Annotated in this window: 10 protein-coding genes; 8 read left to right on the forward strand and 2 right to left on the reverse strand. The window is 68.8% G+C overall.

Annotated elements, in window-relative coordinates; genetic code table 11:
- Positions 1-145: 145 nt before the first annotated feature.
- On the forward strand, positions 146-2917 hold the full coding sequence (mutS, locus tag HV824_RS07440) for a DNA mismatch repair protein MutS (protein WP_176422971.1): 2772 nt from the start codon (positions 146-148) through the stop codon (positions 2915-2917).
- A 14-nt stretch (positions 2918-2931) separates the two neighbouring features.
- Here the strand turns inward: mutS and HV824_RS07445 are convergent, their stop codons facing one another.
- The gene (locus tag HV824_RS07445) at positions 2932-3699 is read right to left on the reverse strand and encodes a transglutaminase-like domain-containing protein (RefSeq protein WP_176417023.1); all 768 of its coding nucleotides are present in this window, start codon (positions 3697-3699) and stop codon (positions 2932-2934) included.
- Between the two features lie 358 nt (positions 3700-4057).
- Here HV824_RS07445 and HV824_RS38160 point away from each other — a divergent pair, with 358 nt between their 5' ends.
- The 3 genes from HV824_RS38160 to HV824_RS07460 all read left to right on the forward strand — a co-directional run bounded on the left by HV824_RS38160 (position 4058) and on the right by HV824_RS07460 (position 7918).
- The gene (locus tag HV824_RS38160; protein WP_368738034.1) at positions 4058-4495 is read left to right on the forward strand and encodes a DUF6210 family protein; all 438 of its coding nucleotides are present in this window, start codon (positions 4058-4060) and stop codon (positions 4493-4495) included.
- Positions 4496-4833: 338 nt separating this feature from the next.
- Complete coding sequence (locus HV824_RS07455; RefSeq protein ID WP_255207833.1) at positions 4834-6783, forward strand: amidohydrolase; 1950 nt, start codon at positions 4834-4836, stop codon at positions 6781-6783.
- Positions 6784-7093: 310 nt separating this feature from the next.
- A complete protein-coding gene (locus tag HV824_RS07460; protein ID WP_176422973.1) occupies positions 7094-7918 on the forward strand; it encodes a hypothetical protein in 825 nt (274 codons plus the stop codon).
- 490 nt (positions 7919-8408) lie between these two features.
- Here HV824_RS07460 and HV824_RS07465 read toward each other — a convergent pair whose 3' ends face one another.
- Entirely contained in the window at positions 8409-9113 is a 705-nt protein-coding gene (locus tag HV824_RS07465; RefSeq protein ID WP_255207834.1) for a DUF998 domain-containing protein, read from the reverse strand.
- A 477-nt stretch (positions 9114-9590) separates the two neighbouring features.
- Here HV824_RS07465 and HV824_RS07470 point away from each other — a divergent pair, with 477 nt between their 5' ends.
- From HV824_RS07470 to HV824_RS07485, 4 genes are all read left to right on the forward strand, one after another.
- Positions 9591-9866, forward strand: a complete 276-nt coding sequence (locus HV824_RS07470) for a hypothetical protein (RefSeq protein ID WP_176417019.1) — start codon at positions 9591-9593, stop codon at positions 9864-9866.
- 108 nt (positions 9867-9974) lie between these two features.
- The gene (locus HV824_RS07475) at positions 9975-11000 is read left to right on the forward strand and encodes a DUF3616 domain-containing protein (RefSeq protein WP_217917190.1); all 1026 of its coding nucleotides are present in this window, start codon (positions 9975-9977) and stop codon (positions 10998-11000) included.
- 49 nt (positions 11001-11049) lie between these two features.
- Complete coding sequence (locus HV824_RS07480) at positions 11050-11814, forward strand: DUF3592 domain-containing protein (RefSeq protein ID WP_176422975.1); 765 nt, start codon at positions 11050-11052, stop codon at positions 11812-11814.
- An 85-nt stretch (positions 11815-11899) separates the two neighbouring features.
- The gene (locus HV824_RS07485; RefSeq protein ID WP_176422976.1) at positions 11900-13561 is read left to right on the forward strand and encodes an N-acetylmuramoyl-L-alanine amidase; all 1662 of its coding nucleotides are present in this window, start codon (positions 11900-11902) and stop codon (positions 13559-13561) included.
- Positions 13562-13910 lie beyond the last annotated feature (349 nt).

Genomic DNA, 13910 nt, shown 5'->3' on the forward strand with positions numbered 1-13910 from the left:
CGCGCAAGATGCACCGCGTCGCCGGGCATGGCACCCGTTTTCAGCGGTGGGGTGGATGGAATGTCGGCGGTGGGTGGTAAGGGAACTCGGCGGGTAGGGCGGCGGTTCGTTGATCCAGGGGTGGGGCCATGAGAGAAGGGCAGGGATGGCCGTGACGCAGCAGGCGAAGGCAGGCGGGACCGCAGCGGTGGCGCTCCCCGGGGACATGACGCCCGAGGTGGGGCCGGTGAGCGAGGCGGCGGGCGCCCGGGAGATCGCCTCCCTGACGCCCATGATGCGCCAGTACATGGAGGTGAAGGCGCTCCACCCGGACTCGCTGCTGTTCTTCCGGTTGGGTGACTTCTACGAGATGTTCTTCGAGGACGCGGTGAAGGCCTCGGAGATCCTCCAGATCACCCTCACCGCGAGGGCCAAGGGCGCGGACAAGGTGCCCATGTGCGGGGTGCCCTACCATGCCGCGCGGCGGTACATCGGCCGGCTCGTGTCGGAGGGCCTGAAGGTCGCCATCTGCGAGCAGGTGGAGGAGCCGGGCAACGGGCCAGGCATCGTCCGCCGGGAAGTCACGCGGGTGATTACGCCGGGCATGGTGCTGGACGAAGAGGTGCTGGAGCCGCAGGCCAGCAACTTCCTGGCCGCCGTGTCCTGGAGCGACAAGGGCTGGGGCGCGGCGCTGCTGGAGGCGTCCACCGGCGAGTTCCTGGCCCTGGAGGCCCCGGGCATCGCGGAGCTGGCGGAGTCCCTGTCGCGCGTGGAGCCCCGCGAACTGCTGGTGCCGGACGGGAAGCGGGACGCGCCGGAGGTGGCGCAGCTGCTCGCCCGGCTGGCGCGCCCGCCCGCGGTGGCGGAGGGGGAGGCGGCGTCGTTCGAACCCACGCGGGCGGCGGGCTACCTGCGGAGTCACTTCGCGGTGCAGTCGCTGTCCGCTTTCGGACTGGATGACGCGCCCCTGGCCGCGGGGGCCGCGGGCGCGGCGCTGCGCTACCTGAAGGACACGCAGAAGACGGCGGCGGCGCACGTGGACCGGCTGAGCCGGCAGGAGCGCGGCGGCAACCTCCTGATGGATGAGTCCTCGCGGGCCAACCTGGAGGTGCTGCGCTCGCTGCGGGACGGCGGGCGCAAGGGCTCGCTGCTGGGGGTGCTGGACAAGACGGTGACGAGCCTGGGCGCGCGCAAGCTGGCGCGCTGGCTTTCGTCGCCGCTGGGCTCGCTGCCGGAGATCCACGCGCGGCTGGACGCGGTGGAGGAGCTGTCCGGGCGCAGCGTGTGGCGCGAGGAGCTGGCCGGCATCCTCAAGGAAGTGGGGGACCTGGAGCGGCTGTGCGGCCGGCTGTCGCTGGGCGCGGGCAACGCCCGGGACTTGCGCGCGCTGGGCTTGTCGCTGGCGCAGCTTCCCCGGGTGGTGGCGGTGCTGGGGCGGTGTGAGTCCCCGCTGCTCAAGTCGCTGACGGGGCCCCTGTCCGCGCTGCCGGAGCTGGCGGCGCTGCTGGCGCGCGCGGTGGCGGACGAGCCGCCGGTGACGCTGAAGGACGGCGGCATGATTCGCGCCGGCTTCCACGCGGAGCTGGACAAGCTGGTGGCGCTGTCCACGTCCGGCAAGGACCTGCTGCTCCAGATTGAACAGCGGGAGAAGGAGCGCACAGGCATCTCCTCGCTGAAGGTCCGCTACAACAAGGTCTTCGGCTACTACCTGGAGGTGACGAAGTCGAACCTCGACCGGGTGCCCAAGGACTACATCCGCAAGCAGACCACGGTGAACTCCGAGCGCTTCGTCACCCCGGAGCTGAAGGAGTACGAGGAGCAGGTCCTCACCGCCGAGGAGCGGCGCTGCGCGCTGGAGCTCCAGCTCTTCGAGGAGCTGCGCGCGCAGGTGGTGTCAGCGGCGCCGCGCATCCGGTCCGCCGCGGAGGCGGTGGCCACCGGGGACGCGCTCCTGTCCTTCGCGCGGTGCGCGGCGGAGTATGGCTACACGCGGCCAGAGGTGGACGCGTCCGTGGCGCTCAGCATCACCGCGGGGCGGCACCCGGTGGTGGAGCGCATGCTGGGGGCGGGGGATTCGTTCGTCCCCAATGACGTCCGCCTGGACCCGGCGGAGGACGCGCAGCTGATGGTGATCACCGGTCCGAACATGGCCGGCAAGAGCACGGTGATGCGGCAGGTGGCGCTGACGGCGCTGATGGCGCAGGCGGGCTCGTTCGTCCCGGCGAAGGCGGCGCGCATTGGCCTGTGCGACCGCATCTTCACGCGCGTGGGCGCGGCGGACAACCTGGCGCGCGGGCAGTCCACCTTCATGGTGGAGATGACGGAGACCAGTCACATCCTCCACCACGCCACGAGCAAGAGCCTCATCATCCTGGATGAGATTGGCCGCGGCACGTCCACCTTCGACGGGCTCTCCATCGCCTGGGCGGTGGCGGAGCACCTGCACGACACGGTGGGGGCGCGCGCGCTGTTCGCCACGCACTACCACGAGCTGGTGGACCTGGCCCGCGAGCGGCCTCGGGTGAAGAACCTGTGCATCGCCGTGAAGGAGCAGAACGGCAAGGTCATCTTCCTGCGCAAGCTGGTGCCGGGTGGGGCCAGCCGCTCCTACGGCATTGAAGTGGCGAAGCTCGCGGGCCTGCCGCCCGAAGTCGTGGGCCGCGCGCGCGAGCTGCTCCAGAACCTGGAGTCCGGGGAGCTGGATGACGCGGGCCGGCCCCGGGTGGCCGTGCGGCAGCCGCAGGGTGGGCGCCGTGGGGCCACGTCCGGGCAGTTGGGCCTGTTCGGCGCGGAGCCGGCGCCCACGGCGCAGGGCCCTGTGGGGGTGACGCCCGCGCAGCAGCAGGCGCTGGAGGCGCTGAAGGGGGCGACCATCGACCGGATGACGCCCCTGGAGGCGCTCAACCTGCTGGCGAAGCTTCAGCGCGAGCTGGAGTAGCTCGGGGGGGGGCTTCAGGGCACGGCCTGGTGGGTCTGGGTGACGCCCTGGTACTGGTATTTGCCGCTGTCATACGGGGTGATGGCGTCGTCGGCCTTCTTGGTGCAGGCCGCCGCGGTGGGGTCGAAGGCCTGGTACTTGCCCTGGTCGTCCTTGAACTCCACCCACGCGTGGTCGCCCCGGTCCGTCTTGCCGAAGACGACGCGCGCGTCCACGCCGGCCTGCTCGAAGCGCTGCTCTGCCTCGATGGCCATGTCCACGCAGACGCCGGCCTGCGTCTTGTCGAAGGTGCTGGCGTTCTTCATGGCGGCATCCCACGTCTTGCCGCCCGAGTAGTCGTACTTCCAGGACGTGGCTTGCTTCGCGATGTCCTGGGCCACCCCATCCGCGCTCTTGCCGGAGGACGGGCCCTTCACGCCCTGCGCCTGCTCGGGAGGCGGCGTGGGCTGCGCCTGGGCGGGAGTGGGCTGAGGCTTCTGGGCCTGGGCCTTGGACGGCTCGAAGCTGTCACTGCGCCAGTTCTGCTGGAAGCGCTGCGACTCGGTGGGCTTCGGGCACGGGCCCTTCGCGCCCTCTCCCTTCAGCAGGGACTCCTTCGTCAGGCCCAGCTTCTTCAGCAGCGCGGCGAACTCCTGGGGCTGCTTCGCGGAGTCCACCGTCTTCACCGGTGAGCCGTCCGGGTTGACGACCTTCACCACGACATTCTGCGGGGCCTGCGCGGCCTCGGGAGGACGCTTCGCGCAAGGGCTGGAGGACGGACGCGGCAGGGAGGAGATCGTCATGGGACAGGGCCTCGAAGGAAGGAACCGTGGGGATGCCTGTCCCCTGAGCACGGCGTGTGCCAGCGCTGGTGCTTCATGGGGTGAGTGCCAAGTCCCTGGATTTACGGGGCCCGTGGGCCTGTCCTCGTCTGCGAAGGGCCGCGGCGCTGATGACAGCCGTTGGCGGGGTGGTGTCCGGCGTCATCACCCCTCGCCCTTCGCGAAAACACGACGGCGCCTGCTCCGGAAGCGCAGAGGGGCCGGGCGTGCTCCATCCGATGAACCCGCCCAGCAGCGCGCCAAAGACGCTCACCGCTACTCTGCGCAGGTCCAAGGCCAATCGGTCAGAACCTCTGTGCCGAGGTACTGTTGCGTTCCAATGTCTACTTCGCTGGTGATTCAACTCTATGACTCCGCTGGCCTGGGACTCATCCTCCTTTGGCCGACCGGAGTCCTCTATTCGAACCAGACAGGGGGGAACTCATGCCTGCACCCACAGGCGGAGGGGGCATACCTTCCGCTCGTGGATGAGTTGGTCGATCTGGAGGGGCTGCTGCACCAGTTCTTCGTGGGGCCCCAGTGGATGGGGCGTTGCGATAGGGGACTCGACGAGGAAACGGCCCGTGAGATAGAGCGAATCCTTGGCCTGTCTTATACCACCCGGGAGTTGGGACTTCGGGTGGACCGCGCACGTCTCGAAGACTCCCACGAGGCGTGGGTGTACGTCGAAGTTCCAGCGCAACCTGGGGGAGATCTCGCGCTCCTTGGCCCCATCCCAACCTCGCGGGGCATCCTCACCTGGGCGAACAGCGATTGACAGCGACAGCCGACGCGCCGTGCCCAGCGTGGACGTGGCGAGCGAGCGGCCGGGCTGCGACGACATGTCCTGTAAAGTACGTCCGGGATCCATCAGGCCGGGCGCTGACGCGTCAACGTGCTCGGTTGGTGTGTCAATCATAGCATACCGACCGTCGGCGATTCCTGGCCCCAGCGCCTCGTTTGACGCGTCAATCCCCGCGCTGAAGTGTCTGTTGTTGCCTGTATGGATTCGATTGCCTTTCTGCGTATGCTGTCCACCCCCCTCAAAGGAGCCTTATGACTGGGTCTCTGCGTAGCGCCGTCTCACGTCCTCCCCGCGCGTTTCCTCGCGGTTCCATGCTGATCGCTGCGCTCGCATTCCTGTCGTCCTGCGCGGCGCCCATCGAGCGCGGCCCCGCGAGGCCTGGCGCGACCCTGTTCGTCGGGAAGGTTGTCACCCTGGATGACCAGGGGACCATCGCCGAAGCCGTGCTGGTGGACGACCGCGGCCAGATCCTGAAGGTCGGCACCGAGCGTGAGCTGCGGCAGGGCCTGGGCTCCGAGGTGGAGGTCGTCCAGCTCGCGCCGGAGCAGGTGTTGATGCCGGGCTTCTTCGACCCGCACCTGCACTTCCTGCCGACGCTCGTCCAGAGCGTGTTGGGCACCCACGACCTGGCGCCCTGCCTGCCGCCTCCGTACCAGACGCCCGGGGGAACCACGGACTGCAAGCGCCGCAACAATGTGCTGAGCGCGCTCGCCGCGATGAAGGTGGAGGCCGCGAGCGCCGTAGGGAGCGACACGTTCGTTCTGGGTATGAATCTGGATCCGTCGCGGCAGGTGTTCGACCCCGCGACGGAGCCGTGCGGGCAGGGCGGGCCCCCGGACTTCACGGCGCAGCCAAAGTTCTATCTTGCGAAGTGCGTGAGCGCGGACCGGCCGGTGCTCATCCTGGACCAGTCGGGTCACCTGGCCTACGTGAACCAGAAGGCATTTGATGTCGTTTGTCCAAGCACTCCAGGCAATCCGTGTACTCCCCCCGCGTCGGTCGCGGCCGGCGGCGGGGAGTGGGTCACGGACAAGGATGGGAACTTCACGGGCCTGCTCCGGGAGGCGTCCGGGTTCGCGCCGTTCATGAAGGCGTTGTCGCAGAACCTGCCCATGGCATTGATGCACTCCGAGCCGGTCAAGCTCGCGGAGCAGGGAGGCGCGGACATCGAGCGTGCCATTCGCGCGCTGCGGGACGCGGGCGTCACCACCATCGCGGACGGTGGACTCGAGAGCGTGTCGCAGGTCAACGCCGTGAAGCGGTTCACCGAGCTGCCCGGGTTCCCCTTCCGAATCACGGGGGTCGTGGTCGCTGACGCGGCGAACGCGGCGAAGCTCCAGCCGACGGCGCCCGCCTGCGAGCCGAAGCCCGGGAATGACTGCGCGTTGCCGAAGTGGTTGGGGGCGGGTGGAATCAAGCTCTGGGTCGATGGCTCGACGCAGGGCTGCACCGCGAAGCTCGAGGCGCCCTATCAGTACCTGGAGGGCGGACACTGCTCGGGCGAAGGTGAGGGCCGGGCCAACTACGACAGCGTGCAGGACATCGTCGACCAGGTGAGCTCGCTCTGGGAGCAGGGCTTGTGGCGGTTCCAGATCCACGCCAACGGCAACGGGGCGAATACGTGGGCGCTCGACGCGCTGTCGCAGCTCCAGCAGTCGAAGGAGAACCCGCACCGGGTCCTCCTCATCCACAACACGGTGGGACAGCCCGCGGTCTCCCAGCGCATTGGCGACCTGCGCAAGGGGGCAGGTGCCATGAATGGGCAGCCGGTGCCAGCGCTCGACATCCAGGTGACGCACCTCATCGGGCATGTGGCGTATTGGGGCGACGCGTTCGTGGGGATGGTGGGGGAGGAGGCCGCCAGCGAACTCGATCCCATCGCCTATGATCGTGAGAATGGAATCCCGTTCTCGCTCCACAGCGATTCAATGGTGACGCCGACGCGCCCGCTCTGGTTCGTGGAGCAGGCCGTCACGCGGCGCACCTGGTCCTATCCGGACTTCACGAAGGAATACGTGCTGGGGGCAAAGCATGCGGCGACCGTCGAGGAGGCGCTGCGCGCGGTCACCGTGGTGCCCGCCCGCCACCACGAGCTTGACACGCTGCTGGGCAGCATCGAGCCCGGCAAGGTGGCCGACTTCGTCGTCTTGGGGGCCAACCCGCTCGACTTCGACCCGGCCAAGGGGGGGGACCCGACGAAGATCAGCCAGATTCCGGTAATCCAGACGTACCTCAACGGGAGGGCCACCCAGGCGCGATGATGCCTGGCCTGAAGGGGTTCATTCCAGACTCCTCCCTGCACGGCAGGAGGGAGGAGTTTGTGAATATTCACACCCGCCTGGATGATGCGGCTTGTCAAGAGGCAGTGCATGTTGGGATTGCCGTTGGAGGTCCAAGGACATGTCGTGCCTGTCCTGGGTGTCATTCGGCAACGCCTGTGTAGGCAAGTGGCTTGCTCGACTTCATTGCCTGGTCATGCGTAGAGTGGGCGTTGTGGTGCGTTTTGATTTGCCGCAAAGCCTCGCATCGTAATTCCACCCTCTGAGTCCACCTCACCCCAGGGCCCTCCCCATGTTCAAGAACTACATCACCCATGCGGCCATGCTTGCGACCGCGGCTGTCCTCACGACCGGCTGCGGCACCGACATTCAGGAGGAAAGCCCCGAAGCCGACACGCTCAGCACCCGGAGCGACGCGCTAGAGAGCGTTCAGTTCTGGCACGACTTTCGCGCGTACAGCGGCGTGTCGCCCGAGTGTAACGGCTTCAATGTCTCCGAAGGCCGGGGCCTGGGGCAATGGACGAGCCAGGTTCGCCTGGACACCGACTCCCGGCCGCAGGGGTGCTGGCAGAAGTTTGGCATCCATGACCCCTACGGTGAGCTGAGCGGGCTGGCGCTGACGGTCAGCTTCTACGGCAACAGCGGCTCGACCTCCAACGGGCAGTGCGACAACCCAGGGACGTACGCCATCCCCGTGGGCCCCGTGCTCAGCTGGGCCGGCCCTTGGGGAATCGATACCACCGACGCCCACGGCGGCTGCGTGCAGACGTTCAGCATCTCCGGGCGCAGCGACGTGGCGCTGGACGTGCGGTTCGACGCGGACCGTCACAATGGCCAGTGCCAGAACGCGGGAATGCACACGGTGACTGCGTTCAACCCCGTCTCCTTGACGCTTGAAATGGACAACCGTTACGGTGGTTGCTACCAGACCTTCCGGCTCCGCAAGATGACGTGTGGTGACAACATCTGTGAGGCGGGTGAGACCTGCCCGGCCGACTGCACGCAATGCGGTGACGGCATCTGCCGCGGCTCGGAGAACCGGTTCAACTGCCCCGAAGATTGCAGCCCCGTCATTCCGGGGGAGTGCGCGATTTTTTGCCCGCCTGAGTTCCCGTGACGTTGACTGCACGGAGAGGGCAGCGTGGCCCTCTCCGTGCGGTGGGGCGTTCAATCATCCTCGAGCCTGACTCATCGCGCAGCGCACGGCCACCCCAGGGGCCCCCTCGCAGCGGGGCGTCGGAGTCACTCCCGTAGCTCGCTGTTCGGAAATGTCGGGGGTTTTGACGCCACAAAAGTCCCGACATTTCCGAACAGCTATCCACCGGGCTGCGCGCCCGACCCACAGGAATGAAACGAGGTAGCCTGCGCGTGGCGTAGGCACAGAGGTTGGCGCGTCATGGGTGCAGGTGAGCCCGTCGAACAGTTGGACCCGGAGCATGGTGAGCACCCCGAATCCATGCTTACGGCCGCCTACCACATGCTGCGCCAGGACCTTCCCTACAAGGACCTGGGCGCCGACTCCTTCGAGTGCTCCAGCAAGGCGCAGCTCGCCAAGCGGCTACTACGCCCAACAGCCTCCGGCTGCTCGTTTCGTCCGCACGCCGCTCTCAGGCGCCGAGCACCAGCCACGCACCCACCAGGACCATCCAGCCGAACACCGTGGTCTCGATGAGGCGCTGAATGAGCCCGCGCATGGGCGATTCGAACGACAGCACGAAGATTCCGGCGAGCACGCCCTTGCCCAGCGCGGACGTGAGCACCGCGAGGCCGGACACCGCTGCCATGTCCTCGAAGGTGCGCCCGAGTTCGATCAACCCCGCGCCCGCGCCGAAGTAGCCGATGGCGGCGACGAGGTTGTGCATCTGGTTCCGCCACGTCCCCCAGAACGGCGCGCCGGCGTCACACGGGAACACCGCGGCGCCGACATAGCTCACGCCCAGAAGGGAGAGCAGCACGAGCCCCGTCCTGGCGTCCTCCGGAAGCCGCCCTCCGAGCAACGCCACGAAACCCCAAACCGCGAGCCCCAGGGGCGCGAAGGCGAGCCAGGCCACTCGGGCCGCATCTGGAGCGCCTGTCTCCCCTAGCTCGCTGAGGGTGTTCCTCAAGTGGCTGTAGCCAGGGCGGCGGCGCGCGAACAACCACGGCGGTACGACGGCCAGCAACCCGGCAAGGACCGCCACAACGAGGACCCAGAGACTCATGTTCCAGGCCATAAACGCATGGCGCCCGTGGCGAAAGGCGGACCGGAGGTCGGCTTCCGGCCGCGACGGCTGAGCCGACGACGTCGCCCTGGCGCTGGCATCGTCCTCCATCCAGGCGTCCGTGACGCCCCCGGGCCGCATTCAAGCACATGCGGGACCTGTGCGTTGAAGGCCGGCCTCGCACCCAACGACCTGCCGGTGCACTCCCGATGTCTTCAATTGCACGTCAAGCCGGGCGGGGCCTTTTCACAATGCCAGAGCATGGTGTCTCGTCTGTTTGATTCCTCACCAGGGAGGCATGATGGGCAAAGGCAGCGGAAGCGGCAGTCAGGGTTCCGGTGGCGGCAAGGGCAACGGTGGAGGGCAGGGGAGCGGAGGTTCGGGCAAGGGCGGCGGCGGAGGTGATGGTGGCGGCGGTCATGGCAGGCCGGCCAATGCTCCGAGTACGACGGGGAACCCCTCTGGCGGAGGCCGCGGAAACAATCCTCCCAAGAAGTGATGGCACCGCGCGGCGCTGGCAACGCATTGACCCAGGATTTCGGGCAAAATCGCTCAGGCAGGAATGCCTGAGCGAAAGGAACCCTGAAGATGCTGCGAAATGCACTTGTCCTCATGGCGTTGTCGCTGTCCCTCACGGCGTGTGGCGTGGGCCAGGAAGCGCACGAGCCCGAGATGTCTGAAGCAGGCGCCGAGCACGTCGCCGCGCAGGAGCAGAACCTGTGTGAGCCGGGCCCGTCCTCGAACTGGTGTCAGAACGTCGCGGGCAAGGCCTGTTCGACCAACGTCAACCGCCGCTGCTACATCCCCAATTACTGCGAGTGGTCTCTCTGCCGCTGCATCGAAGGCGCCTGGCAGTGCCTGTAGGTTCCTGACGGGGCCGGCACGAAAGTCCCCGCCGTCCCCGTGTCGCCCAGCGCACAGTCAGCGTCACGCCACTCCCCGTATGCGCTGACCGTGGCCAAGAGTGGGGCCATGAAGCTGCTGCCTGTCTGCATGGGAGTGCTGGTGTGGGGCTGTTCGGCGCACGGCGTGGGCGAAAGGCCGGCCCCCGTGGCCGCCGCGTCCATGGAGGGCCGCGACGTCCTGCGCTTCCAGGGCATGTGTGACGCCTCCGGCGCGGTGGCGCTTGGCGGCGACCTGTTCGTCGTGGGCGATGACGAGGACAACGTCCTCCGGGTCTACGACGCGCGCCGGGGCGGTCCGCCGGTGCAGAGCGTGGACCTGTCCCCGGACCTGGAGCTGCCCGCGGCGAAGAAGAAGGCCCCGGAGACGGACATCGAGGCGGCCACCGGGCTGGGCTCGCTGTCCTTCTGGCTGACGTCGCACGGCCGCAACAGCTCCGGGAAGAAGGCGCCCAGCCGGCTGCGCTTCTTCGCCACCGAGGACACGGACGCAGGGCCCCGGCTGGTGGGGCGGCCGTATACGCAGCTCCTGGATGACCTGCTCGCCGCGCCGCGGCTGGCGCGCTTCGGCCTGGGCGGGGCGGAGATGAAGGCGCCCAAGGCCCCGGGCGGGCTCAACATCGAAGGCATGACGGCCATGCCGGATGGGCGCTCCATCCTCGTGGGCTTCCGCAGCCCCGTGCCGGACGGCAAGGCGCTGCTGGTGCCGCTGCTCAATCCGGTGTCCTTGGTGGAGGAGGAGGGCGCTCGGGCCCAACTGGGCGAGCCCGTGCAACTGGACCTGGGCGGCCTGGGCATCCGCTCGCTGTCCTGGTGGCGAGGCCGCTACCTCATCATCAGCGGTGGCACGGCGGCAGAGGGCACCTCGCGCCTGTTCACGTGGCGCGGCGGTGAGGATGCCCCGGTCGCCGTGGAGGCGGTGGACCTGGCGGGCCTGAACCCGGAGGCCTTCTTCACGCCGGAGGACGCCGAGGAGATCCTGCTGCTCAGCGACGACGGCACCGCGCCGGTGGACGGCGTCGAGTGCAAGCGGCTGAAGGACGCGTCGCGCAAGCGCTTCCGGGGCGTCTGGGTGCGGCTGCCGGAAGCGCCGTGAGGCGGCGTGTGCGTCCGTCCCCTCCGCTTGGGGTAGGCTGCGCGGCCATATGCAGCTGGCCATTCCGCATGCCCCCCGAAAGGTCCGACTGACGCAGGTGCCCGGCGCCGTGGGGCGCCTGGTGCGAGGCGTCCTCCTGGGACTGGTGGCGGTGGCCGTCCTGGGCACCGGTGCCGGCTGGGCCGGACGCTACTTCATCGAGGAGCAGGGCTTCGCCGCCCGCGCGGAGGAGGTGGAGGGGCTGGTAATGGCCTCCCGCCTGCCGCCCCTGGACGCCCGGGATGGCGGCGAAGCCGCCCTGGAGGTGCTCTATACGTTCGCGGAGGCGGAGCACTCCGTGGCCGGCATCCGGACCTTCGCCGAGTACGCGGAAGGGCTGGGGCGGGGCGCCCGTGTGACGCTGCTGGTGGACCCCGCCATGCCGGGCCAGCCGCGCGAGGCCGGCTTCGCCCGCTCCCAGGCGCTGCGCGTGGGGCTGCTCCCCTGGGGCATCGGCCTGGGCGTGCTGGTGGCCGTGGGGTACTTCGCGTGGGAGATGCGGCGGCTGTGGCGCTCCGAGGTGGAGCCGCTGCGGCTGGGCGCGCTGGTGTGGCTGACGCCGGACGGGCCCCTGCCAGAGACTCGGGGCGAGGTGTCCTTTCCGGCCCACTACTTCCGGCAGGACGTGAAGCACGCGGTGCGCGCGCGCGTCCGTCCGGGGCGGGCGCCCGTGCGCAACGGGGAGAAGGTGCTGGCGGCGGTGGTGCCCCGGCAGCCTGGGTGGGCGCGCGTCATCGACCAGGACCTCGCGAGCGTGCTGGGCTGGCTGCGCTGAGGCGGATGGTGGGGGCTGAAAATTTGCCGGCGGGGTGGGGCTGTGTGACACACGCCTGTAGCTCGCACCCACCCGGAGGAACCCCATGCACTCGCGCCTCGTCATCGTGCTGCCCGTGCTGTTGCTGCTCGTCCCGAGCGCGGTGGGGGCCGCCAAGCGAGATGAGGCCGAGGAGGCCTATCAGGGTGCTCGCAAGGTCTACTACGCGCTGAAGGACGACGCGGCCCGGCGCAAGCTGCGCCATCACTGGCTGAACGTGGTGGCGCGCTTCGAGTCCGTGGCCGCGCGCTTCCCGAAGTCGGCCCGCGCGCCGGATGCCCTGTTCACCGCGGCGGAGATGCTCCAGGAGCTGAGCCGCATCTCCTTCGTGGAGGACGACCTCAAGGCCTCCATCACCGACTACACCCGGCTGCTGGAGGGCTACCCGAAGCACCGGCTGTCGGATGATGGGGCGCTGGCGCTGGCGAAGATTCACGTCCACCGGCTGGACCAGCCGGAGTCCGCGCGCAAGGTCCTGACCCAGACGCTGGCCGTCAACGGCAAGGGTGACCGGGCGCGGGAGATGCGGGAGCTGCTGGCCTCGCTGCCGTCGCCCAAGGCCCCGCCGCCGCCCCCGCGCAAGGCCGCGCCTGTCGTGGCGAAGACGGATTCCTCCGCGCCGGGCAAGGCGGGCACCGCTGGCAAGGCGGTCGCCGTGGCAGCGACCTCCAGCGCGGGCGACAGCGACACGTCCAAGGACGCGCAGCCGGCGCCGGCCGTGGAGGCCTCGGCGCCCGCGGAGCGGCCTTCGTCCAGCCTGGTGGCCGCTATCGAGAAGATGGCCCGCGAACCGTCGGCCAGGCCTCCCCAGAAGGCGCCGAGCGCCCCCGCGAAGGAGGACACGCGCGAAGGCAGCCTGGACGCGGCCGTCGCCGCCGCCGTGGCCTCGAAGCCCGCTGTCGCCGAGCCCCCGCGTCCCATCACCCGTCCGGTGGACGACAAGGTGGCGCAGGCCCGGCTGAAGGCCGTGGCCAAACAGTCGCGCGGCATGGAGCTGACGCTGGTGGAGCAGCTCGGCCTCAAGGTGCGGCGCGTGGTCATCGACCCCGGCCACGGCGGCCACGACACGGGCGCCATTGGCAAGAAGGGGACGCGCGAGAAGGACGTGGCGCTGGCCATCTCCCTCAAGCTGGCGGAGGAGCTGCGCGCGAAGGGCCTGGAGGTGGTGCTCACCCGCGACGATGACCGGTTCATCCGCCTGGAGGACCGCGCCAGGTACGCCAACGCCGAGCACGGCGACCTCTTCATCTCCGTCCACTGCAACGCGGCGGAGAAGCGCACGCTGCGCGGAATCGAGACGTACACCCTCAACACGTCGGCGGACCGCTACTCCATCCGCCTGGCCGCGCGGGAGAACGCGTCCTCGGAGAAGGGCATCAGCGACCTCCAGTTCATCCTGGCCGACCTGGCCACGAAGGCGAACACCGAGGAGTCCTCGCGGCTCGCCAACCACGTGCAGCGCAGCCTCGTGGGGGACCTGTCCCGCAAGTACAAGGGCATCCGTGACCTGGGCCACAAGGAAGCGCTCTTCTATGTGTTGTTGGGCGTGAAGATGCCGGCCATCCTGGTGGAGACGTCGTTCCTTTCAAACCCAGACGAAGAGGCACGTCTCAAGTCCATTGTCTACCAGACCGAGGTCGCCAAGGCGATTGCCCAGGGCGTGGAGGAGTTCCTCGGAGACCGCCGCCGCGTGGCGAAGGTGGACTGAGCGCGTCCGGCGCCCCGCACCGGGTTGGGTAGCAAGGGCGGACTTGCTGGGCGGTTCAGTTCCGTTCGGCTGAGCAACGCGCGTGTCACCAGGTAGACGCCGCCGGACACCCTCGCGCTTCTCGTTCCATGGGTGGGAAGAATCTTGCCAGGCGTGGGCAATGCGCTTCCGCCCGCTGGGCTCATTCCTTCACACGATGCCACATGCCAAAGAGCTGGCGCGGGCCGCGAAGCCTGTCCGTCCCTCCCTGAAGGGCTCCCTCCAGGGACATGTGTGCGTTTCGCCGTAAAAACAACCAAGCGAACATTTTCACGTATTGCCTGGAAGCGCACGCAAGGCCTTGGTGCGA

The sequence above is a fragment of the Myxococcus sp. AM009 genome, from assembly GCF_013372605.1.
Lineage (GTDB): Bacteria > Myxococcota > Myxococcia > Myxococcales > Myxococcaceae > Myxococcus > Myxococcus vastator.